Source organism: Kluyvera genomosp. 1, assembly GCF_001266615.1.
GTDB lineage: Bacteria > Pseudomonadota > Gammaproteobacteria > Enterobacterales > Enterobacteriaceae > Kluyvera > Kluyvera cryocrescens_A.
Genome location: NZ_LGHZ01000027.1, coordinates 72,997 through 95,276, shown reverse-complemented (window position 1 = coordinate 95,276; position 22,280 = coordinate 72,997). Strand labels below are relative to the sequence as shown.

Here is a 22,280-nt window from a genome sequence, read left to right as displayed (position 1 = left end):
AGATGTGTATAAGAGACAGGCGCGGGATGTGCATATTACGCTTCCCCGCTTCAGAGTCAAGCGTTTAATTTCGCTTTTCTCTGTCGAAGTTCTCAGGAGAACCTCGCTGACCCGGCGGCTTGTTTGCCGTTGTCCGTCTCAGTGGGGCCGCATTATAGGGAGAATTTGAGATCCCGCAAGCATAAATATGAAAAATGTTTTCGTTCGTTCACTTTTCATACACAACACTTATTTTTGCCTGGATTTCATACAAAAACGAGCCCCGAAGGGCCCGTTTTCTTATTTTGTGACTTACTGCACTGCCACAATTTGGTCATCTTTAACTTCCAGACGAACCGTTTTTCCTGGAATCAACTCACCAGACAGAATTTGCTGTGCCAGTGGGTTTTCAATCTGCTGCTGAATAGCGCGTTTCAACGGACGTGCACCGTAAACCGGGTCGTAACCATTTTGGCTAAGCAAATGCAGAGCCTCATCGGAGATCTGCGTTTCATAACCACGCTCTTCCAGCCGTTTATACAGACGCTGCAGCTGAATCTGGGCAATAGACGCAATATGTGTTTCACCCAGAGGATGGAACACAACGACTTCATCTATACGGTTAATAAACTCTGGGCGGAAACTGTGGCTTACCACTCCCAGCACCAGATCTTTCATATGGCCGTAATCCAGCTCACCAAAGCGTTCCTGAATCAGATCGGAACCCAGGTTCGACGTCATAATGACCACCGTATTACGGAAATCGACCGTTCTCCCCTGCCCATCAGTCAAACGACCATCGTCAAGTACCTGCAGCAAGATGTTAAACACATCCGGATGCGCTTTCTCCACTTCATCCAGCAGGATGACAGAGTAAGGACGACGACGAACCGCTTCCGTCAGATAGCCACCCTCTTCATAACCGACATATCCTGGAGGCGCACCAACGAGACGAGATACGGAGTGTTTCTCCATAAACTCGGACATATCGATACGCACCATGGCGTCGTCACTGTCGAACATAAAGTTAGCCAGCGCTTTACACAGTTCGGTTTTACCCACACCGGTCGGCCCCAGGAACAAGAATGAACCAATTGGGCGATTCGGATCGGACAACCCGGCACGGCTACGACGGATAGCGTTCGATACGGCTTCCACCGCTTCGTTCTGGCCAATCACCCGGCTATGCAGGTCTTGCTCCATACGCAGCAATTTATCGCGTTCACCTTCGAGCATTCTGGCAACCGGAATACCAGTCCAGCGGGCCAGCACTTCGGCAATTTCTGCATCCGTCACTTTATTACGTAACAGACGCATGGTTTTGCCTTCAGACTGCGTGGCGGCTTCAAGCTGTTTTTCCAACTCAGGAATTTTGCCGTATTGCAGTTCGGACATCCTCGCCAGGTCGCCCACACGGCGAGCCTGTTCAATAGCGATTTTCGCCTGCTCAAGCTCAGCTTTGATCGTTTGAGTACCGGAAAGTGACGCTTTTTCCGCCTTCCACTCTTCTTCTAACTCAGAATACTGGCGCTCTTTCTCTTCCAGCTCTTCGTTAAGCATATCGAGACGTTTTTTACTCGCCTCGTCAGACTCTTTCATTAACGCCTGCTGTTCCAGCTTCAGCTGAATAATACGGCGATCGAGTCGGTCCAACTCTTCCGGTTTAGAGTCAATCTGCATACGAATACTGGATGCCGCTTCATCAATCAGATCGATAGCTTTATCCGGCAACTGACGGTCGGCAATATAACGATGAGACAGCGTCGCTGCCGCCACGATCGCTGGGTCAGTAATCTGCACATGGTGATGCAGTTCGTAACGTTCTTTCAGACCACGCAGAATAGCGATGGTATCTTCGACCGACGGTTCTGCAACGAACACTTTTTGGAAGCGACGTTCTAGCGCAGCATCTTTTTCAATGTATTGGCGGTATTCATCCAGCGTGGTGGCACCCACACAGTGCAATTCACCGCGAGCCAGCGCCGGTTTCAGCATGTTACCGGCATCCATAGCGCCGTCTGCTTTACCCGCGCCCACCATGGTGTGCAACTCATCAATAAACAGAATAACGTTGCCTTCCTGTTTAGAGAGGTCGTTCAGCACCCCTTTTAAACGCTCTTCAAACTCACCGCGGTATTTTGCCCCGGCCACCAGCGCGCCCATATCCAGTGCGAGCACGCGGCGGCCTTTTAAGCCCTCCGGCACTTCACCATTGATAATGCGCTGTGCCAGCCCTTCAACAATGGCTGTTTTACCGACACCTGGCTCACCGATTAATACCGGGTTATTTTTGGTACGACGCTGCAGTACCTGAATAGTACGGCGAATTTCTTCATCACGACCGATAACCGGATCGAGTTTGCCCTGTTCGGCACGTTCGGTCAGGTCGACGGTATATTTTTTCAATGCCTGACGTTGGTCTTCGGCACCCTGGTCATTCACGCTTTCACCTCCGCGCATTTTTTCAATTGCCTGAGTGATATTGGCAGTTGTCGCGCCGGCTGATTTCAGTAATTCAGCCAGAGTGCCACGGGACTCAAGCGCCGCCAGAACGAACAGCTCTGACGAAATAAAGTTATCGCCGCTTTTCTGCGCCAGCTTATCGCAAAGATTAAGGACGCGAATCAGATCCTGAGACGGCTGCACGTCGCCTCCGGTGCCTTCCACCTGCGGTAAACGGCTCAACGCCTGATCGATTGCCGTGCGAAGCTGGCCTGCATTAATGCCTGCAGACGTTAATAAAGGACGAACCGATCCCCCTTCCTGATTCAGCAAGGCGCTCATTAAATGAAGAGGTTCGATAAATTGGTTGTCTTGCCCCAGTGCGAGTGACTGGGCATCGGCAAGAGCAAGCTGGAATTTATTGGTAAGACGATCCAGACGCATGACTCCTCCCATAATAGGTCAATTTTGCTACAGGAGATTAAATGAGGTCATCCCTCAATTATTCAAGGTTAAATGACCTATTCAATGAGAAAATATTATCAGCGTTCTGGATCGCCTTGATTCTATAGGTTATATCAGCCAGATAAAACTTGCCATACGACCTGTAGTACGGTCACGACGATAAGAGAAAAAATCATCCTTTTCGCTGAAGGTACAGCGGTCGCCACCGAAAACGGCAGTCACACCGATATTTGCCAACCGCTGACGGGCTAACAGATAGATATCGGCATAGTATTTCTCACCGACCGGGCGAAATGCATCCACCGCTTTGGCATCTTTCGCCATAAACGCTTCGCGCACTTCCGGGCCGACTTCAAAGGCCTGCGGACCAATCGCAGGACCAAACCAAGCCAGGATATTCTCCGCACTGTCGTTAAAGCAGGCGACGGTCTCTTCAAGCACACCATCGCACAGCCCACGCCAGCCAGCATGCGCTGCCGCCACTTCGGTTCCTGCGCGATTGCAAAACAGTACGGGCAAACAGTCAGCCGTCATGACTGCGCACACTGCCCCTGGCGTATTACTGTAGGACGCATCGGCGCGCTTTGAAGCATACGGTTCACCGGTCAGATGCAGAACATCTTTACCGTGTACCTGCTCAAGCCACACCGGTTTTGACGGCAATTTTCCCGCCGCAAACATGCGCTTACGGTTCTCTTCAACGTGTTCAATGTTGTCGCCACAGTGAGCGCCGAGATTTAAGGAATCCCACGCTCCCTGGCTGACACCACCGATGCGCGTTGAACTGCAGGCCGCAACCCCTTTCGGAAGCGGCCATTCAGGGACAATGATTTTGGTCATAGCCAGTCGACTTCGTCCTTATGTTCTTCAAAGTCATCGCGCATCACCGCGATAAGATCGACCATATCCTGAGGAATTGGCGCATGCCATTCCATCTCAATCCCCGAAATCGGGTGATAAAGACGCAGCATGGTCGCGTGCAGGGCCTGACGGTCAAACTTACGCAGCGTAGAGATAAACTCATCCGATGCACCTTTTGGTGGACGCGGACGACCGCCGTAGACCTGATCGCCCACCAGCGGGTGAGTAATATGCGCCATGTGCACGCGGATCTGGTGCGTACGTCCAGTTTCCAGACGCAACCGCAGACGCGTGTGCACACGGAAGTGTTCCATGATGCGATAGTGCGTAACCGCCGGTTTACCCATCGGGTGTACCGCCATATGGGTACGTTTGGTTGGGTGACGGCTGATCGGTTCTTCAACGGTACCGCCTGCTGTCATGTGACCAATCGCCACTGCCTCATACTCACGGGTAATTTCACGCAGCTGCAGCGACTCCACCAGACGCGTTTGCGCAGGAACAGTTTTTGCCACCACCATCAAACCGGTGGTGTCTTTATCCAGACGATGCACAATACCGGCGCGCGGTACGTCAGCAATCGGTGGATAATAGTGCAGCAGCGCATTCAGCACCGTGCCGTCCGGGTTACCTGCGCCAGGGTGTACTACAAAGCCACGCGGCTTGTTGATGACGATAATGTCTTCATCTTCATAAACGATATCGAGCGGGAGATCCTGCGCTTCAAAGCGGATTTCTTCATCGATTTCAGCATCGATAGCGACGGTTTCGCCACCCATGACTTTCTCTTTCGGCTTGTCAGAAACGTTGCCGTTTACCTGAACGCGTTGGTCAAGAATCCACTCTTTTATACGCGATCGCGAATAATCAGGGAACATTTCGGCCAAAGCCTGATCTAAGCGTTGACCGAGTTGTGACTCGGACACCGTTGCGGTGAGTTGTACTCGTTGTGCCATATACAGCTTCTTCGTTAACGTTGGGTTTTTACGGCTTTGCCGTTTAATATAGTGTGCTATTGTAGCTGGTCTTAGTCGGGAACAGGAACTGTGAATATCCCGTATAAACATTTTGAGGAAAGTCAAAACGTCATGACGCGCATGAAATATCTGGTGGCAGCGGCCACGTTGAGCCTGGCTTTGGCGGGGTGCTCTGGTTCAAAGGAAGAGGTTCCTGATAATCCGCCTAATGAAATCTACGCAACTGCTCAGCAAAAGCTCCAGGACGGTAACTGGAAACAGGCAATAACGCAACTGGAAGCGTTGGATAACCGCTATCCATTCGGTCCCTATTCTCAGCAGGTTCAGCTGGATCTGATCTACGCATACTACAAAAATGCCGATCTGCCGCTGGCTCAGGCCGCCATTGACCGCTTCATCCGTCTGAACCCAACGCATCCAAACATCGACTATGTGATGTACATGCGTGGTTTGACCAACATGGCGCTGGACGATAGCGCACTGCAGGGTTTCTTCGGGGTTGATCGCTCCGACCGTGACCCGCAGCACGCACGCGACGCATTCAATGACTTCTCGAAGCTGGTGCGCGGCTACCCGAACAGTCAGTATGTGACCGACGCTAGCAAACGTCTGGTATTCCTGAAAGACCGTCTGGCGAAGTATGAGCTTTCCGTTGTCGATTACTACACCGCTCGCGGTGCATGGGTTGCTGTGGTTAACCGTACCGAAAACATGATGCGTAACTATCCAGATACTCAGGCAACACGCGATGCACTGCCGCAGATGGAACACGCATACCGTGAAATGCAGATGACTGCTCAGGCTGACAAAGTGGCGAAAATCATTGCCGCCAACGGCAAAAGCACTCAGTCCTGATATTCGCTTTACTAAAAGCAAAACGGCAGCCCGATGGCTGCCGTTTTTTTATCCATTTGAATCACTTGCTGAAGCGGTTTAGCGGCAAGTCATCCTATCAAATATGGCTGGATTTTCCCGATCCGACAAGTAAAAAATCACTTCTTCCTGTCCTGACTCACAAAATGAATGCACTGACAAAAAGTGACAAAATAATGTGATATTTATCACACATTTTAAGCAAATCCGAGGTATGCTGGAATCACCAAGACGGAAAGACAAGAGGTAAAATTTATGACAATGAACATTACCAGTAAACAAATGGAAATTACTCCGGCTATCCGCCAGCATGTCGCAGACCGTCTCGCCAAATTGGAAAAATGGCAAACTCAGTTAATCAATCCTCATATCATTCTGTCGAAAGAACCACAGGGTTTTGTAGCCGATGCCACGATGAACACCCCAAACGGGCATCTCGTCGCCAGTGCAAAACATGAAGATATGTATACCGCCATTAACGAATTGATCAACAAGCTGGAACGGCAGCTGAACAAGGTGCAACACAAAGGGGAAGCCCGTCGCGCAGCAACATCAGTGAAAGACGCAAGCTTCGTGGAAGTTGAAGAAGAGTAAACCGAACTTTGAACTTTACTGTGTCACGCCAACGCGCCTTCGGGCGCGTTTTTTATTGACAGAACGAAAACAGACCGGGTACTGTAAAACCTCACCACGCTAAGGATTTAATCAACCGTGAAATTGCTGCCGTTTTTCTTCGCATTCTTTTTTACCTTCCCCTGAATGGGAGGCGTTTCGTCGTGTGATAAAGAATGCGAAGACGAACAATAAGGCCTCCCACCCGGGGGGCCTTTTTTATTGATAACAAGAAAGGCAAACATGATGACTTCGGAAAACCCATTACTGGCGATACGCGATAAGATAAGTGCGCTGGATGAGAAATTAGTAAGCCTGCTGGCAGAGCGACGCGGGCTCGCCATTGAAGTGGGTAAAGCTAAGCTGGCATCCCACCGACCGGTACGCGATATCGATCGCGAGCGTGACCTGCTGGAACGTTTGATCACTATCGGCAAAACCCACCAGCTCGATGCGCACTATATTACTCGCCTGTTTCAGCTGATTATTGAAGATTCCGTTCTTACTCAACAGACCTTATTGCAGCAGCATTTAAACCAGATCAACCCGCACTCAGCGCGCATCGCGTTTCTTGGCCCCAAAGGCTCTTACTCGCATCTGGCGGCACGCCAGTACGCTGCCCGCCACTTCGAGCAGTTCATTGAAAGCGGCTGCCTGAAATTTGCGGATATCTTTAATCAGGTTGAAACCGGGCAGGCCGACTATGCCGTCGTGCCAATCGAGAATACCAGTTCAGGCGGCATCAATGACGTCTATGATCTGCTGCAGCACACCAGCCTGTCCATCGTGGGTGAGATGACGGTCCCTATTGACCACTGCTTGCTGGTTAACGCCGGGACGACGCTGGAAAGCATTGAAACGGTCTACAGTCATCCGCAGCCATTCCAGCAGTGCAGCCAGTTCCTGAGTCACTACCCGCAGTGGAAAATTGAATATACCGAGAGTACTTCGGCGGCAATGGAAAAAGTGGCGCAGGCCAATTCACCTACCGTAGCCGCACTCGGCAGCGAAGCCGGTGGCAAGCTTTATGGCCTACAGGTGCTTGAGCACTGTCAGGCTAATCAAACGCAAAATATCACCCGCTTCCTGGTACTGGCGCGTAAAGCGGTTAATGTCTCCGATCAGGTACCGGCAAAAACCACGCTGCTGATTGCCACCGGGCAACAGGCCGGTGCACTGGTTGAAGCTCTGCTGGTACTGCGTAACCATAACCTGATTATGACCAAGCTTGAGTCTCGCCCTATCCATGGCAACCCATGGGAAGAGATGTTTTATCTCGATATCCAGGCAAACCTGGAAGCGCTGCCAATGCAAAAGGCGCTGAAAGAGCTGTCTGGAATTACCCGCTCAATGAAAGTGCTGGGGAGCTACCCCAGCGAAAACGTCGTACCGGTTGACCCGATTTAAGCTTCGATAAACGGCGTCTTCTTCAAGCCTGCTACCGTGACTGGCAAGGTGAAGATGGCGCCGGAGAGCGGGTACTGTGCCACTTCTGCCGCCGACATATTTTCTCGCGTGGTGGTAACAAACAGCGTGCGCATATCCGTGCCACCAAAGCAGACCATCGTTGGGCAGCGCACCGGCAGCCGATATTCCTCAAGCTGTTCACCTTGCGGCGAGAATCGCGCAATCCGCCAGCCGTCAAACATCGCGGTCCAGTAACCCCCCTCTTCATCTATCGCTGCCCCATCAGGAATACCTTCACCTGTAATGAAGCGGCGAAACACCTCCCGGCGTCCAGGCTCACCGTGCTCATCCAGCGGCGTGCGGTAAATCACCGCATTTGGCGTGTCGGAGGTGTACATCCAGTTCTTGTCTTCACTAAATGCCAGACCGTTTGCACCATGGATATCGCATTGAATCACTTTGGGCTTAAGCTGATTGTCCACGCGAACCAGCAGCGCGCCGTTGTAATCACCAGGCCCCCAGAAAGTACCGGCATAAAAACGTCCATCTCGGTCCGTCCCGCCGTCGTTAAAACGCGCTAGCTGAGGGTTGCTCGGGTTATCACAGACCTTATGCACCAGCAGACCGCGACTGTCGGCAAGCCAGATGGCACTGCGTAAGGCCACAATAAAGCCGCCCTTCTCCCGCAGGGAAAAACAGCCGACCTCTTCCGGAAACTGGAGGATCTGGTGTTCACCGGTGGCCAGCACATAGCGATGAATCTCACACTCCATAATGTCGGCCCAATAGAGCGTCTGCTCGGCGTCGCTCCACGTCGGGCATTCCGGCAGATGTCCGGTGTAATCAAACAGCAGGTTTGCGTCAGCCATCGTCTTTATCCCATAAAAAAAGCCAGAGGATTTCCCCTGGCTTTCAAGTATATACAGTTTTTGGTTACTGTCGGTTGTCATTCGCCTGCCGTAACAGGACGCGGCTCTCACTCTGGAAACGTTGTGCGTAGTCACCGAACCAGTGCTCAACTTTACGGAAACTGTCGATAAACGCCTGCTTGTTTCCCTGTTCCAGCAAACCGATAGCCTCACCAAAACGCTGATAGTAACGTTTGATCAACGCCAGATTATTGCCCGACGACATGATGATATCGGCATATAGCTGCGGATCCTGGGCAAACAGTCGCCCTACCATCGCCAGCTCCAGGCGGTAAATCGGCGAGGAGAGTGCCAGCAACTGCTCCAGTTGCACATTCTCTTCCGCCAGATGCAGACCGTAAGCAAAAGTGGCAAAATGTCGCAACGCCTGAATAAACGCCATATTCTGATCGTGCTCAACGGCACTAATCCGGTGTAAACGCGCGCCCCAAACCTGAATCTGTTCGAGGAACCACTGGTAAGCTTCCGGTTGACGGCCATCGCAGTAAACAACCACCTGTTTTGCCAGGCTACCGCTATCCGGCCCGAACATCGGGTGCAGCCCTACAACAGGACCACTGTGCGCAGATAGCATCGCCTGCAACGGCCCGGCTTTTACCGAACAGAGATCGACCAGGATGCAATCTGCCGGCAGCGGTGGCAGTTTCTCGATAACCTGTTCGGTGACGTGAATTGGCACGCTCACGATAACCATACCAGCATCCGCCACCAGCTCCGGCGCACGTGCCCAGTCTTCTTTTTCCAGCGTACGAACCTGGTAGCCTGACAGACCGAGCATTTTTTCAAATAGCCGTCCCATCTGGCCACCGCCGCCGACAATTACCACCGGACGCAGTGACGGACAAAGGGTTTTAAACCCTTTGTCATTTTCACTGGAATAGGACTCACGCATTACGCGACGCAGCACATCCTCAATCAAATCTGGTGGCACGCCCATGGCAGCCGCTTCTTTGCGGCGCGAAGCCAGCATTGAAGCTTCGCGTTCCGGGACGTAAATCGGCAAGCCGTACTTACTTTTGACTTCGCCGACTTCAGCGACCAGTTCAAGACGCTTTGCCAGTAGATCCAGCAGTGCTTTATCAACGACATCTATTTGATCGCGCAGCGCGGTCAGTTCAGCAACCATACAATCCTCTTACGCCAGACGAGCCGCCAGATGGCCGCGTAAATCCTTGTCGAGCTCACGCAGCAACGCATCCGTTGCCTCCCAGCTGATGCATGCATCGGTGACTGAAACACCGTATTTCATGTCACAGCGCGGCTGCTCGGAAGACTGGTTGCCTTCGTGAATGTTGCTCTCAATCATCAGACCAATGATAGAACGATTACCATCCTTGATCTGTGCGACAACGGATTCCGCCACCGCAGGCTGACGACGGTAGTCTTTATTGGAATTACCATGACTGCAATCTACCATCAGCGATGCACGCAGTCCTGCTTGTTCCATCTCTTTTTCACACTGTGCCACGTCTTCAGGACCGTAGTTCGGCTTTTTACCACCGCGCAGAATCACGTGACCATCTGGGTTACCCTGCGTACGCAGCAGGCAAACCTGACCCGCCTGGTTGATACCGACAAAACGGTGCGGCATTGCAGCGGCGCGCATGGCGTTAATCGCTGTTGCCAGAGAACCGTCGGTCCCGTTTTTGAAACCAACCGGCATTGACAGACCAGAAGCCATTTCGCGGTGGGTCTGTGACTCGGTGGTGCGCGCACCGATCGCCGACCAGCTGAACAGGTCGCCCAGGTATTGCGGGCTGTTCGGATCCAGCGCTTCGGTTGCCAGCGGCAAGCCCATGCTGACTAACTCAACCAACAGACGACGGGCAATTTTCAAACCACCTTCCACATCAAACGAGCCATCCATATGCGGATCGTTGATAAGCCCTTTCCAACCCACAGTGGTACGAGGCTTTTCAAAATAGACACGCATAACCAGGTAGAGGCTATCGCTGACCTCTTCCGCAAGGGTTTTAAATCGACGCGCGTATTCGATGGCAGCTTCAGGATCGTGAATAGAGCAAGGCCCACACACTACCAGCAGGCGCGGATCGCGGCCGGCGATAATGTCAGAAATCGTTTTACGGGATTGGGCGATTTGCGCTTCCTGCTCTACGGTGAGCGGGAATTCAGCTTTCAGTTGATCCGGGGTGATCAAAACCTGTTCATCGGCGATATTTACGTTGTTCAGCGCGTCTTTTTGCATGATGGCATTACCTGTTATGGCTCGTTTGCGATAGTGGTTTCCTCAATGAGGTGAAGCCACAATATCACAAACAGTAAAGAATTCAATCCAAAATACGTACACCTTTCTTTACATCAGCCTATTTAGTGCAAAATAATGCCGATTGCAGTGTAAACATAGAATTACACTCTTTGTATCTACCGTGCGAGCGGTCTCTCGCACCACTTAATCCCAACTCTGTATCCTGCCGCCGGACATAACCACACGACGAACGGGCCATCACACGATTTCAGTTAAAGATAATCAGTTACTGGCCGATACATTTAACTGTGCTACTGCTAATTAAGCCGAATATATGCACCTGAGGTGAGAAACAATGCGGGATTAACCAGATTTATGGCAACAAAACAGTTAGCCCGCAAATATTTTCAGCGAGTCTATCATTGTCTAATTGCGCCGTTTGAAAATGCACATCGCCGCTAGAACCGAGAAGAAAAAAGCCTCGAAAGGATTAATTGATTTAACCATCACACTCTGAAAATAATATAATTGTAAGATTTTACTTAAATCACATAAAACGAATTTCTGACATAATGACGGTTCTAACAAACAATGATATTCTGCCAACAACTCTCCAGAGTAACTATTTCCAGAGCGGTATGGCGGATTCTCGTGAGAAATTCAATCTTGATCTCTTTGTTCCGAGCCACTCTGGTGCTGATGCTATCTCTGATACTGGTCCCGGCAACGGCGGCTTCTCTTACTGATACAGATAAATCGGTACGCTTGATTGTGTCGGGCATAGTGAGCTATACCCGCTGGCCATCGATTAGCGGGTCCCCCAAACTGTGTATTTTTGCGACCTCTCAATATTTACAGGCGCTTAGCGTAACAGCTGAGGAAAGTACTTTACCCTACATCCCCGTGGTTGTCCGGACGCCTCAGGAGGCTCTGGTGGCCCGATGCAATGGTATTTATTTCGGTACGGAATCCCCCGAGAAGCAGGTTGAATTAATCAACCAATTTCAGCATCAGCCACTGCTATTAATCTCAGAACGTAACTCGGAATGCATTATTGGCAGCGCATTTTGTTTAATAACCAATGAGCCGCGAATCAGATTCTCCGTCAATCTGGATGCACTGTCTCGGAGTGGTGTAAGAGTCAATCCGGATGTATTAATGCTCGCCAGGAATAAGCAGCATGAATAAGGAATCCACGTCCACCACCCGCCCTACGTTTAAGAAAACGTTGAGGCGTATCAATATGATAAGTGTCATTGTCACGATGACGCTTATATGGCTTTTGTTGTGTTTTGCATCGGTAGTGACATTAAAGCAATACGCGCAAAAGAATCTCGAATTAACCGGTGCATCGATGAGCCATACTCTTGAAGCGTCGCTGGTTTTCAACGATCCGCAGGCCGCGAATGAAACCCTTGCGACTCTGGGTAAGCAAGGGCAATTTGCCATGGCAAATGTGCTTGATGAACACCAAAAACGGTTTGCGCACTGGGAATGGAACCCTGAGGGCAGTAGCGATACGCTGGGTGCTCTAGTCAGCCATTGGCTGTTCCCTGTGCCAATTTCACAGCCAATCATCCATAACGACAAACCTATTGGCGAAATTCGCCTGGCAGCGCGCGATACCCTGATCGGCCATTTCATCTGGATGTCGTTCGCCGTGCTCACCGGCTGTCTCTTTTTTGCTTCAATTATTGCACTGACCATTACGCGTTCTTTGCATCATGGCATGGTCGAAGAGATTCAAAATATTACCGATGTCGTTCATGATGCCCGCAAGAATCGTAACTTCTCACGGCGAGTTAAAGAAGGGCGTATTGAAGAATTTCATCGTTTTGGCGAGGACTTCAACAGCCTGCTCGATGAAATGGAAGAGTGGCAGCTAAAGCTACAGGAGAAGAATGCCCAACTGATGCGTACTGCCATGCATGACCCACTTACCGGGCTTGCTAATCGCGCGGCATTCCGCAATAGCATTGCGGCGCTCATGAATAATTCGGCGGCAAAAACTCACTCGGCCCTGCTATTTCTGGATGGCGACAATTTTAAACAGATCAACGATACCTGGGGACATGCCGCGGGCGACAGCGTGCTGATCGAAGTCGCCAGCAGAATGATCGCGTTTGGCGGTAAACGCTACCAGTCATACCGCCTTGGCGGCGATGAGTTTGCCATGGTGCTGTCGGGCGTTCATTCTGAACTTGATGTACAGAACATAAGTACGGCATTGGCGCAGCAATTTAGCCAACCGTTCGATCTGCATAACGGCCATCGTACCCCCATGTCGCTCAGCATCGGCTTCGCGCTGGCGTGGGAAAACAACTCGCTGGAGACGTTACTGGAACGAGCAGACCATAATATGTATCAGGCAAAAAATCAGCGAACTAAAACAATAGGCTAGAAAGGAATACGATATGTTAAAGCGATACTTTGCACCACTCTTACTGGCATCACTGGTCCTCTCCGGTTGTCAGACGCCACCAAAGGGCAAATTCTCGCCTGAACAGATCGCCGCGATGCAATCCTACGGCTTTAATGAATTAAACGGCGATTGGTCTCTGGGCCTGTCGGCTAAAATATTATTTGATAAAAATGAGGCCACGCTGCAACCGGAAAGTGAAACGCAAATCGAGTCGATGGCATCACGCCTGGCGGCTACAGGGTTAAACCACGCCCAGATGGATGGCCACACGGATAACTACGGTGAAGATGGCTATAACGAAGCCCTCTCGCTAAAACGCGCCAATGCCGTTGCCGACGCCTGGGCAAAAGGCGCACATATTCCACGTAGCAACCTCACCACTCGCGGATTAGGCAAAAAATACCCTGTCGCTAGCAACAGCACAGGCCAGGGACGTGCTGAAAACCGCCGTGTTGCAGTAGTCATCAGCACGCCGTAAGGCTACTTAGCGGAAGACCCGGCGAGTGGCGCATTAGCCGCCGCTCGCCAACGTAGCATGTCGAAGAGAATAAACAGCAGTAAACTCGCCCCCATTACCGGCATCGCCAGCCCAAAGGCCACGGCGAGCACCAGCGTCACTATCCGAACGGGTAATGAGAGTACACGCCAGCTGTACGACAGCGTCTGCAGCGGATTAACCTGCGATTGTGCCGGACGTTTAATCCACCATAAACGATAGCCCATCACGATTGCCACGCACAGCGCCAGCCCAAAGGCGATCAGCAACAGCTGATTGGGTAAACCAAACAGCACCCCCATGTGGAAATCTACCCCCCAGCGCGTCAACTTGGCCATCAGCGGAAAACGGGCAAACTGGGTATGATCAACGATAGTCATGGAATGAGGATCGATTGCCACAGCATCGACCTGAGTGGGCCACCGCCGGTCAATCTCCGTTACCGTCCAGGCACGATCGTCACGTTTAGGTGGGCGGATCTCCAGATGTGTTGCAGTGATTCCCACTTGCTGAGCAAGATTCAGGATCGCATCAATTTTGTCGATCGCGACCGCCGGTTCCTTCATGAGCATACCGGCATGAGTGCCGTGATGCTCGGCGTGAGGATCCATCACCATCACACCGCCGTTCAGTTGGGTATTCACTTGCGGTGTTAGCCAATTAAACGCGGCGCGCATTTTATCAACGTTGCCACCCGCCCACTGCGACCAGGTCAGCCCGGTAGCGGAGAACAACAGCATTCCTGCCAGCAAACACCAACCGAGCGTCACGTGAACCCGGCGGGTATTTTGCAGGCGATTTTTGATGCGCCGCTTTGGCCGGGTCAAGGCCCACAGGGCAATCCCCCCAAGCGCTGCAATCCACATCCACGACGCAGCCAGCTCACTATAAAGTCGGCCAAAATCACCCAGTAATAGCGAACGGTGCGCATAATCAATCCACTGACGCAGCGGCAATATCCCGCTGGTACCGTAAACCGTCATATCGCCTTTCACCGCGAGCGTAACGGGATCGATAAAGATGGCGCGGTTTTCCGATTCACCCAGCGATGGGTCAGCAAACATTACCCGCGTGGTTTCACCCGGCTCTAGCGCCGGGCGTACCGCATTCAAACCAAGCGGCGTGGTAAGCTCTCGCTTCGCTGCCGTAATCTGTTCCGCCAGTGAATGCCGCTCACCCTCAACGCTGCCGTGGAGCGCCTGAGCATAGACCCAATTTTCTAGCTGCGGTGTCGCCACGTAGAGCGTGCCAGTCAGCGCCGCGACAAAAATAAATGGCCCAACAAACAGGCCGATAAAGAAATGCAGGCGGCGCAGCAGATGCCTCCAGGCCGCCCGCGAGGTGCAGGTTGTCATACTTTTCCTTCATATAGGCGAAAAGAGTCGTGACGCTTGAGCGTCATTTATCGTTATTAATTGGAGAAAGCAGACAATTGCGGCGGAGCGCGGGTATCGGGGAACAGCCAGGGAAACTCGAACCAATGGGCAAGCACCGGCGGGAAAGATGAGGTCGAAACGCGTAACAGCAGCGCACACAGAAGCGCGCACAGCGCCAGAATCAGGCCGGGAACATGGGTAAGCAGTACACAGTAACCGCAGGCCTCACCGTGGTCGATGGGCATTTTATCTGGTGTAGACGAGTGATGCTCGGTCATCGGCATACTCATTTCATGATGCATACCGGGCATCGCGCTCATAGGCGATTGTTGTAACGAAATGGAGACCAGCGGAGCAAAGATAATCAGCGCCATAGCAAACAGCGCAAGCCAGGCGGCTCGCCTTTTCAGTGCTGCTATGCTGATTGCTGTTGCGCTCACTCACCCTCCCCATTACTGCGGGCATTGTAAATGATTTATCAGCAATATGTTAACGCAAGGTGCCTTTGGCGATAAAAAAAGGGCCAGCCTTGCGGCCAGCCCTTTTTCACACGGATGTCGCTTAAGCGCCAAGACGCTCTTTGATACGAGCAGACTTACCAGTGCGCTCACGCAGGTAGTACAGTTTAGCTTTACGTACAGCACCACGACGTTTAACAGCAATGCTGTCAACTACCGGAGAGTGAGTCTGGAAGACACGCTCAACGCCTTCGCCGTTGGAAATTTTACGAACAGTGAATGCAGAGTGCAGACCGCGGCTACGAATAGCGATAACCACGCCCTCAAATGCCTGCAGACGTTTTTTGGAACCTTCAACAACCCATACTTTCACTTCCACGGTATCACCCGGACGGAAGGAAGGTACGTCCTGCTTCATCTGTTCTTGTTCAAGTTGCTTAATAATGTTGCTCATAATTTAATCTCTTATCCTGGGTAAACTGATATTTGGGGGTCTTAGACCAGCCCATCATGTTTATGTTGCTGTTGTGCGTGTTCCGTTTTGAACTCCGCCAGCAACCTTGCTTGCTCTTCAGTCAGAGCCAGGTTTTCCAGAAGTTCAGGTCTTCTAAGCCAGGAGCGGCCCAGCGACTGCTTCAAACGCCAGCGACGTATCTCGGCATGGTTCCCCGACAGCAGAACTGGCGGTACTTCCATCCCTTCCAACACTTCAGGGCGAGTATAGTGTGGGCAGTCCAGCAATCCATCAGCAAACGAATCTTCGATTGCTGAAGCTTCATGACCCAGTACACCCGGAATAAACCGGGAAACGGAGTCGATCAGCGTCATTGCCGGTAACTCTCCACCGCTGAGAACGTAATCGCCGATAGACCATTCTTCGTCAATCTCGGTCTGAATCACGCGCTCATCGATACCTTCGTAGCGACCACACACCAGAATCAATTTTTGATTCGTTGCCAGTTCGCTGACGCCTGCTTGATCAAGCTTGCGTCCCTGAGGTGACAGATAAATCACCTTTGCGCCTTCACCTGCCGCGGCTTTTGCTGCATTGATGGCGTCCCGTAAAGGTTGCACCATCATTAACATTCCCGGTCCGCCGCCGTAAGGACGATCGTCCACGGTACGGTGCCGGTCATGAGCGAAATCACGAGGACTCCAGCTCTGAATGTTCAGCAGGCCATTTTTTACTGCCCGGCCAGTTACCCCGTAATCGGTAATTGCGCGGAACATTTCAGGAAACAGGCTAATTATGCCAATCCACATAGCGCCGTCTTTTACCGTTTATCCGGAGATTTAAAAACCAGGATCCCAATCTACTTCGATAGTACGAGTAGTGAGATCGACTTTCTTGATAACCTGCCCATCGAGGAACGGTACGAGACGTTCCTTGATGCCAAATGCATCTTTCAGGTTTGCCTTAATGACGAGAACGTCATTCGACCCGGTTTCCATCATATCGATGACTTTACCGAGACCGTAGCCTTCGGTGGTCACTACCTGGCAGCCCATAAGGTCTTTCCAATAGTAGCTTCCATCGTCCAGCGCCGGCAGCTGTGATGAATCGACGATAATTTCGCAATTCGTCAACAGATTCGCGGCATCGCGATCGTCAACGCCTTTCAGCTTAATGACGATATCCTGATTGTGGTAGCGCCAGCTTTCCAGCTCAACGGTCTGCCACTGACCCGCCTTCTGGATTAACCAGGGCTGATAGTCAAAAATGCTTTCGGCGTCCTCGGTGGAGGAAAACACTCTGAGCCAACCACGGATACCGTAGGAAGAACCCATTTTGCCCAATACAATCGGATCAACAGGTGCTTTTGCGGCGAGTTGTTTGCTCATCATGACCACCGTGACAGATTAAGCTGCTTTGTTAGCGGCTTTGATCAGCGCTGCTACGCGATCGGAAATTGTAGCGCCCAGGCCAACCCAGTGAGCGATACGATCCAGATCCAGGCGAGTGCCTTCTTCTTTTTCGCTTGCGATTGGGTTGAAGAAGCCAACGCGCTCAATGAAGCGACCGTTACGTGCGTTACGGCTGTCAGTAACAACAACCTGGTAGAACGGACGCTTTTTAGCGCCGTGACGTGCTAAACGAATAGTTACCATAACATCCTCTTGTGTGAATAGAACAACCGGGCCCCATCGAGGGAGGGGGCCCGGTGTCATATTAAAAGCCCGAAAATTTTACTCATTTCTGGGGGAATTGCAATCAACATCTGTCTTTTACCGCACGATAACCAGAACGTTACCGTAACCGACAGCGCGAGTCGGGGGAATTATCACGGCCGGGATGAGCCGGATGACCCCCCCCCGCCGCCAACGCAGGGAAAAGATTAACGGCCAGGGAATCCTGGCGGCATCATGCCTTTCATTCCGCGCATCATTTTCATCATGCCGCCTTTCGACTTCATTTTCTTCATCATGCGCTGCATGTCATCAAACTGCTTCAGCAGACGGTTCACGTCCTGTACCTGCAGGCCACAACCTTGGGCGATACGACGTTTGCGAGAACCTTTGATGATTTCCGGCTTAGCGCGCTCTTTGAAGGTCATGGAGTTGATAATCGCCTCCATACGCACCAGCACTTTATCGTCCATCTGCGATTTGACGTTGTCAGGGATCTGACCCATGCCCGGCAGTTTGCCCATCAGGCTGGCCATACCGCCCATATTTTTCATCTGGCGCAGCTGCTCCAGGAAGTCGGTCAGGTCAAAACCGTCGCCTTTTTTCAGCTTGGTCGCCAGCTTTTCAGCCTGCGCACGGTCAACCTTGCTCTCGATATCTTCGATAAGCGACAGTACGTCGCCCATACCGAGAATACGGGAGGCAATACGATCTGGATGGAATGGCTCCAGCGCTTCGGTTTTTTCGCCGACACCGAGGAATTTAATCGGCTTACCGGTGATGTGACGAATAGACAGCGCGGCACCGCCACGAGCGTCACCGTCAACTTTGGTCAGCACCACGCCGGTTAACGGCAGGGCTTCGTTGAAAGCTTTCGCGGTGTTCGCCGCATCCTGACCGGTCATGGCATCGACAACAAACAGGGTTTCTACTGGCTTGATTGCCGCATGAACCTGTTTGATTTCGTCCATCATCGCTTCATCTACGTGTAAACGACCGGCGGTATCCACCAGCAGCACATCGTAGAACTTCAGCTTCGCTTCTTTCAGCGCGGCGTTAACGATGTCGATGGGCTTCTGCCCAACGTCAGACGGGAAGAAGTCCACGCCAACCTGCTCAGCCAGCGTTTCCAACTGCTTAATCGCCGCAGGGCGATAAACGTCAGCGGAAACAACCAATACTTTCTTCTTGTGCTTCTCACGCAGGAATTTCCCCAGCTTACCGACGCTGGTTGTTTTACCCGCACCCTGCAAGCCCGCCATCAGCACGACGGCCGGAGGCTGAGCGGCCAGATTCAGGCTCTGGTTCTCTTCGCCCATCGCCGAAACCAGTTCGCTACGAACGATTTTGACGAATTCCTGACCCGGCGTCAGGCTTTTGTTAACTTCATGACCAACCGCTTTTTCTTTTACGCGATTGATAAAATCACGCACTACCGGCAGCGCAACGTCAGCCTCCAGCAGCGCCATGCGCACTTCGCGCAGCGTCTCTTTTACGTTGTCTTCAGTAAGGCGTCCACGGCCACTGATATTGCGCAGCGTGCGCGACAAACGATCGGTTAAATTATCAAACATTGTCTCTCGCCTGGGGTGGAAACGGTGAGTCGCTAACGCGACCAAAAAACGGAAATTTGCCGGAGTATAACACGACAGCGGCCGAGTTGTGATGCTGCGGTTGACGCTGACGTCACGTAACGCTACACGCATCATCCTTTCGTCAGGCAATGCGCCTTGATACAACTCAACGGATTTTGCGTATATACTGCATCTCTTTCTTCTATTTGACGACTGCCGACACTTTATGCCTGTTTTTGCCCTGCTCGCGCTTGTTGCCTACTCCATCAGCCTCGCGCTGATTATTCCCGGCTTGCTGCAAAAGAACAGCGGCTGGCGGCGTATGGCAATTCTCTCTGCCACCGTTGCGCTGGTGTGCCATGCGTTTGCGCTGGAAGCGCGTATTCTGCCGGGCGGTGAAAGTGGGCAGAACCTCAGCCTGTTAAACGTCGGCTCACTGGTCAGTCTAATGATTTGTACGGTGATGACCATCGTTGCCTCGCGCAATCGCGGCTGGTTATTACTGCCTATCGTTTACGCCTTCGCGCTGATAAACCTCGCGTTTGCCACCTTTATGCCCAATGAGTTCATTACCCATCTGGAGGCCACCCCGGGGATGATGGTGCATATCGGACTGTCTCTGTTCGCCTACGCGACGCTTATCATCGCCGCGCTGTACGCGCTACAGCTGGCATGGATTGACTACCAGCTCAAAAATAAGAAGCTGGCGTTTAGTCACGAAATGCCGCCGCTGATGGTTATCGAACGCAAAATGTTTCATATCACCCAGGTTGGGGTTGTCCTGCTGACCCTGACGCTCTGTACCGGCCTGTTTTACATGCATAACCTCTTTAGCATGGAAAATATCGATAAGGCCGTCCTTTCCATCATCGCCTGGTTCGTCTATATCGTGTTGTTGTGGGGCCACTATCATGAAGGGTGGCGCGGACGCCGGGTCGTCTGGTTTAACGTTGCTGGTGCCGGCATCTTGACGCTCGCCTACTTCGGTAGCCGCATCATTCAACAGTTTGTGAGCTAAGTACTAAGGACTTCTCTTGGAACATATTTCAACCACCACGCTGATCGTCACGCTGATCATCATGGTGGTCATTTCCGCCTATTTCTCCGGTTCTGAAACCGGCATGATGACGCTAAACCGCTACCGCCTACGTCATCTGGCAAAACAGGGCGATCGTCGGGCGCGCCGCGTTGAAAAACTCCTGCAAAAGCCCGACCGCTTAATCAGCCTGGTGCTGATTGGTAATAACCTGGTCAATATCCTGGCATCTGCGCTCGGCACCATCGTCGGCATGCGCCTGTACGGTGATTTGGGCGTGGCCATTGCGACAGGCGTACTCACCTTTGTGGTGCTGGTGTTCGCCGAAGTCCTGCCGAAAACTATCGCTGCACTGTATCCAGAAAAAGTCGCCTACCCGAGTAGTTTCCTGCTCGCACCGCTGCAAATTTTGATGATGCCGCTGGTGTGGCTGCTGAATCTCATCACCCGCATTTTGATGCGTATGATGGGCATTAAAACCGATATCACCATCAGCAGCGCACTGAGCAAAGATGAGCTGCGGACCATCGTTAACGAATCCCGCGCGCAAATCTCCCGTCGCAACCAGGATATGCTGCTGTCAGTACTGGATCTGGAAAAAATCAGCGTTGATGACATCATGGTCCCGCGCAATGAAATCGTTGGCATCAATATTAACGACGACTGGAAAGCCATCGTCCGCCAGCTAACCCACTCTCCACACGGACGTATCGTGCTGTATCGCGACTCGCTGGACGACGCCATCAGTATGCTGCGCGTACGCGAAGCCTATCGTCTGATGACGGAGAAAAAAGAGTTCACCAAAGAGGTGATGCTGCGCGCCGCTGATGAAATTTACTTTGTCCCGGAAGGCACACCGCTCAGCACCCAACTGGTCAAATTCCAGCGTAATAAGAAGAAAGTAGGCCTCGTGGTTGACGAATACGGCGATATTCAAGGGCTGGTGACGGTCGAAGATATTCTTGAAGAGATCGTTGGCGACTTTACCACGTCAATGTCGCCATCACTTGCCGAAGAGGTCAATCCACAGAACGATGGTTCCGTCATTATTGACGGCGGCGCTAACGTGCGTGAACTGAATAAAGCCTTTAACTGGCATCTGCCGGAAGATGAAGCGCGAACCGTTAACGGTATGATTGTGGAAGCACTGGAAGAGATCCCGGCGGCAGGCACACGCGTACGCATCGCGCAGTACGATATCGATATTCTCGACGTACAGGATAATGTGATTAAGCAGGTCCAGGTAAACCCAGTCAGGCCGATTCGCGAGAGCGTAGCGGAATAATCAATTCCCTCTCCCCTGCCGGGGAGAGGGGGAAACGAAGGTTAACCCTTCGCCTTAGCAACGGAGACCATCGCAGCGCGAATGGTACGACCGTTCAGGGTATAACCCTTTTGCATCACCATCAGCACGTTGCCAGCCGCAATCTCATCGGACTCAACCATCGCAATCGCCTGATGAACGTTCGGGTCCATTGGGACGTTGATGTCCGCAACAACCTGAACGCCAAACTTAGCCACCACGTCCAGCATTGATTTACGGGTCAGTTCGATACCCTCAATCATACCCGCCATGGATTCGCTGTCTTTGTTGGCCACTTCCAGCGCACGATCCAGGCTATCCAGCACCGGCAGCAGTTCGTTGACGAATTTTTCCAGCGCGAATTTGTGAGCCTTCTCGACGTCGATTTCAGTACGACGACGCAGGTTTTCCATTTCTGCTTTCACGCGCAGGACGCTTTCGCGTTCGCGGGTTTCAGCTTCCGCTAACTGCGACTCAAGGTTCGCAATTTTTTCATCGCGCGGATCCACCTGCTCAGCAGAAGCGTCTGATGCAACCGCCTCAACTTCTTCGTGCTGTTCCATGATAATTTCTTCCGGGGATTGCCCCTCAGGCGTTTTCTGTTCTTTACTACTCATGAATTTCTCCGCGTTTTTTCACAATCATCTCGCTAACCTGGATTATTATGGGGATCAGATTCCGGGTTTCAAGGGAAGCTCTCACATTGTCACCAATCTTTGGCACAAGGACATTCAGAA

Annotated in this window: 24 protein-coding genes and 1 other annotated feature; of the genes, 10 read left to right on the top strand and 14 right to left on the bottom strand. The window is 51.9% G+C overall.

What is annotated here, in order from left to right; translation table 11 throughout:
• Window positions 1-291: 291 nt before the first annotated feature.
• The 3 genes from clpB to rluD form a co-directional block, all read right to left on the bottom strand.
• Window positions 292-2,865 carry an ATP-dependent chaperone ClpB gene (gene clpB, locus KP80_RS15510; RefSeq protein ID WP_052284544.1) on the bottom strand — a complete coding sequence of 858 codons (2,574 nt, stop codon included), beginning with the start codon at window positions 2,863-2,865 and terminating at the stop codon, window positions 292-294.
• Window positions 2,866-2,994: 129 nt separating this feature from the next.
• Window positions 2,995-3,726 carry a purine nucleoside phosphorylase YfiH gene (gene yfiH / locus KP80_RS15505; protein ID WP_052284543.1) on the bottom strand — a complete coding sequence of 244 codons (732 nt, stop codon included), beginning with the start codon at window positions 3,724-3,726 and terminating at the stop codon, window positions 2,995-2,997.
• Window positions 3,723-4,703: a 23S rRNA pseudouridine(1911/1915/1917) synthase RluD gene (gene rluD, locus KP80_RS15500; RefSeq protein ID WP_052284542.1), complete on the bottom strand. Its 981-nt coding sequence runs from the start codon at window positions 4,701-4,703 to the stop codon at window positions 3,723-3,725. The genes yfiH and rluD overlap by 4 nt, the downstream gene beginning before the upstream one ends.
• A gap of 132 nt (window positions 4,704-4,835) precedes the next feature.
• Between rluD and bamD the strand changes: the two genes are divergently transcribed.
• The 4 genes from bamD (at window position 4,836) to pheA (ending at window position 7,616) form a co-directional block, all read left to right on the top strand.
• On the top strand, window positions 4,836-5,579 hold the full coding sequence (gene bamD / locus KP80_RS15495) for an outer membrane protein assembly factor BamD (protein ID WP_052284551.1): 744 nt from the start codon (window positions 4,836-4,838) through the stop codon (window positions 5,577-5,579).
• Window positions 5,580-5,852: 273 nt separating this feature from the next.
• Window positions 5,853-6,191, top strand: coding sequence for a ribosome-associated translation inhibitor RaiA (gene raiA, locus KP80_RS15490; RefSeq protein WP_052284541.1), 339 nt, complete (start codon window positions 5,853-5,855; stop codon window positions 6,189-6,191).
• Between the two features lie 116 nt (window positions 6,192-6,307).
• Window positions 6,308-6,432: a sequence feature (Phe leader region), on the top strand.
• A complete protein-coding gene (gene pheL / locus KP80_RS23235) occupies window positions 6,309-6,356 on the top strand; it encodes a pheA operon leader peptide PheL (RefSeq protein ID WP_121497579.1) in 48 nt (15 codons plus the stop codon). Its footprint overlaps the feature before it by 48 nt.
• A 23-nt stretch (window positions 6,433-6,455) precedes the next feature.
• Window positions 6,456-7,616, top strand: coding sequence for a bifunctional chorismate mutase/prephenate dehydratase (pheA, locus tag KP80_RS15485; RefSeq protein WP_052284540.1), 1,161 nt, complete (start codon window positions 6,456-6,458; stop codon window positions 7,614-7,616).
• Here pheA and KP80_RS15480 read toward each other — a convergent pair.
• The 3 genes from KP80_RS15480 to aroF form a co-directional block, all read right to left on the bottom strand.
• Window positions 7,613-8,485, bottom strand: coding sequence for an SMP-30/gluconolactonase/LRE family protein (locus KP80_RS15480; RefSeq protein ID WP_052284539.1), 873 nt, complete (start codon window positions 8,483-8,485; stop codon window positions 7,613-7,615). The genes pheA and KP80_RS15480 overlap by 4 nt on opposite strands.
• A gap of 64 nt (window positions 8,486-8,549) precedes the next feature.
• The gene (gene tyrA, locus KP80_RS15475) at window positions 8,550-9,671 is read right to left on the bottom strand and encodes a bifunctional chorismate mutase/prephenate dehydrogenase (protein ID WP_052284538.1); all 1,122 of its coding nucleotides are present in this window, start codon (window positions 9,669-9,671) and stop codon (window positions 8,550-8,552) included.
• Between the two features lie 9 nt (window positions 9,672-9,680).
• On the bottom strand, window positions 9,681-10,751 hold the full coding sequence (aroF, locus tag KP80_RS15470; RefSeq protein WP_052284537.1) for a 3-deoxy-7-phosphoheptulonate synthase AroF: 1,071 nt from the start codon (window positions 10,749-10,751) through the stop codon (window positions 9,681-9,683).
• 572 nt (window positions 10,752-11,323) lie between these two features.
• Here aroF and KP80_RS23340 point away from each other — a divergent pair.
• Genes KP80_RS23340 through KP80_RS15455 form a run of 4 tightly spaced genes read left to right on the top strand, consistent with a single transcriptional unit; the run spans window position 11,324 to window position 13,651 of the window.
• Window positions 11,324-11,497 carry a hypothetical protein gene (locus KP80_RS23340; protein ID WP_231625933.1) on the top strand — a complete coding sequence of 58 codons (174 nt, stop codon included), beginning with the start codon at window positions 11,324-11,326 and terminating at the stop codon, window positions 11,495-11,497.
• The gene (locus KP80_RS15465) at window positions 11,451-11,939 is read left to right on the top strand and encodes a YfiR family protein (RefSeq protein WP_052284536.1); all 489 of its coding nucleotides are present in this window, start codon (window positions 11,451-11,453) and stop codon (window positions 11,937-11,939) included. The genes KP80_RS23340 and KP80_RS15465 overlap by 47 nt, the downstream gene beginning before the upstream one ends.
• Window positions 11,932-13,152 (top strand): diguanylate cyclase DgcN, encoded by a 1,221-nt coding sequence (gene dgcN / locus KP80_RS15460; RefSeq protein WP_052284535.1) that lies wholly within the window; start codon window positions 11,932-11,934, stop codon window positions 13,150-13,152. Before KP80_RS15465 ends, dgcN begins: the two co-directional genes overlap by 8 nt.
• Before the next feature lie 13 nt (window positions 13,153-13,165).
• Window positions 13,166-13,651, top strand: a complete 486-nt coding sequence (locus KP80_RS15455; protein WP_052284534.1) for an OmpA family protein — start codon at window positions 13,166-13,168, stop codon at window positions 13,649-13,651.
• Between the two features lie 2 nt (window positions 13,652-13,653).
• On the opposite strand, the gene KP80_RS15450 is transcribed toward KP80_RS15455, so the two are convergent.
• From KP80_RS15450 to ffh, 7 genes are all read right to left on the bottom strand, one after another.
• Window positions 13,654-15,024 (bottom strand): PepSY-associated TM helix domain-containing protein, encoded by a 1,371-nt coding sequence (locus KP80_RS15450; RefSeq protein ID WP_052284533.1) that lies wholly within the window; start codon window positions 15,022-15,024, stop codon window positions 13,654-13,656.
• A 56-nt stretch (window positions 15,025-15,080) separates the two neighbouring features.
• Window positions 15,081-15,485, bottom strand: a complete 405-nt coding sequence (locus KP80_RS15445; protein ID WP_072129139.1) for a DUF2946 domain-containing protein — start codon at window positions 15,483-15,485, stop codon at window positions 15,081-15,083.
• 121 nt (window positions 15,486-15,606) lie between these two features.
• Entirely contained in the window at window positions 15,607-15,957 is a 351-nt protein-coding gene (rplS, locus tag KP80_RS15440) for a 50S ribosomal protein L19 (protein ID WP_052284532.1), read from the bottom strand.
• Between the two features lie 41 nt (window positions 15,958-15,998).
• Window positions 15,999-16,766, bottom strand: coding sequence for a tRNA (guanosine(37)-N1)-methyltransferase TrmD (gene trmD / locus KP80_RS15435; RefSeq protein WP_052284531.1), 768 nt, complete (start codon window positions 16,764-16,766; stop codon window positions 15,999-16,001).
• A gap of 30 nt (window positions 16,767-16,796) precedes the next feature.
• Window positions 16,797-17,345 carry a ribosome maturation factor RimM gene (gene rimM / locus KP80_RS15430; protein WP_052284530.1) on the bottom strand — a complete coding sequence of 183 codons (549 nt, stop codon included), beginning with the start codon at window positions 17,343-17,345 and terminating at the stop codon, window positions 16,797-16,799.
• An 18-nt stretch (window positions 17,346-17,363) separates the two neighbouring features.
• Window positions 17,364-17,612, bottom strand: coding sequence for a 30S ribosomal protein S16 (gene rpsP, locus KP80_RS15425; protein ID WP_052284529.1), 249 nt, complete (start codon window positions 17,610-17,612; stop codon window positions 17,364-17,366).
• 227 nt (window positions 17,613-17,839) lie between these two features.
• Window positions 17,840-19,204, bottom strand: coding sequence for a signal recognition particle protein (gene ffh / locus KP80_RS15420; RefSeq protein ID WP_052284528.1), 1,365 nt, complete (start codon window positions 19,202-19,204; stop codon window positions 17,840-17,842).
• Between the two features lie 226 nt (window positions 19,205-19,430).
• On the opposite strand from ffh, the gene KP80_RS15415 reads away from it, so the two are divergent.
• Both KP80_RS15415 and KP80_RS15410 read left to right on the top strand, forming a co-directional pair.
• Entirely contained in the window at window positions 19,431-20,222 is a 792-nt protein-coding gene (locus KP80_RS15415; protein ID WP_052284527.1) for a cytochrome C assembly family protein, read from the top strand.
• A 16-nt stretch (window positions 20,223-20,238) separates the two neighbouring features.
• Window positions 20,239-21,525 (top strand): HlyC/CorC family transporter, encoded by a 1,287-nt coding sequence (locus KP80_RS15410; protein ID WP_052284526.1) that lies wholly within the window; start codon window positions 20,239-20,241, stop codon window positions 21,523-21,525.
• A gap of 41 nt (window positions 21,526-21,566) precedes the next feature.
• On the opposite strand, the gene grpE is transcribed toward KP80_RS15410, so the two are convergent.
• Complete coding sequence (grpE, locus tag KP80_RS15405) at window positions 21,567-22,160, bottom strand: nucleotide exchange factor GrpE (protein WP_052284525.1); 594 nt, start codon at window positions 22,158-22,160, stop codon at window positions 21,567-21,569.
• Window positions 22,161-22,280 lie beyond the last annotated feature (120 nt).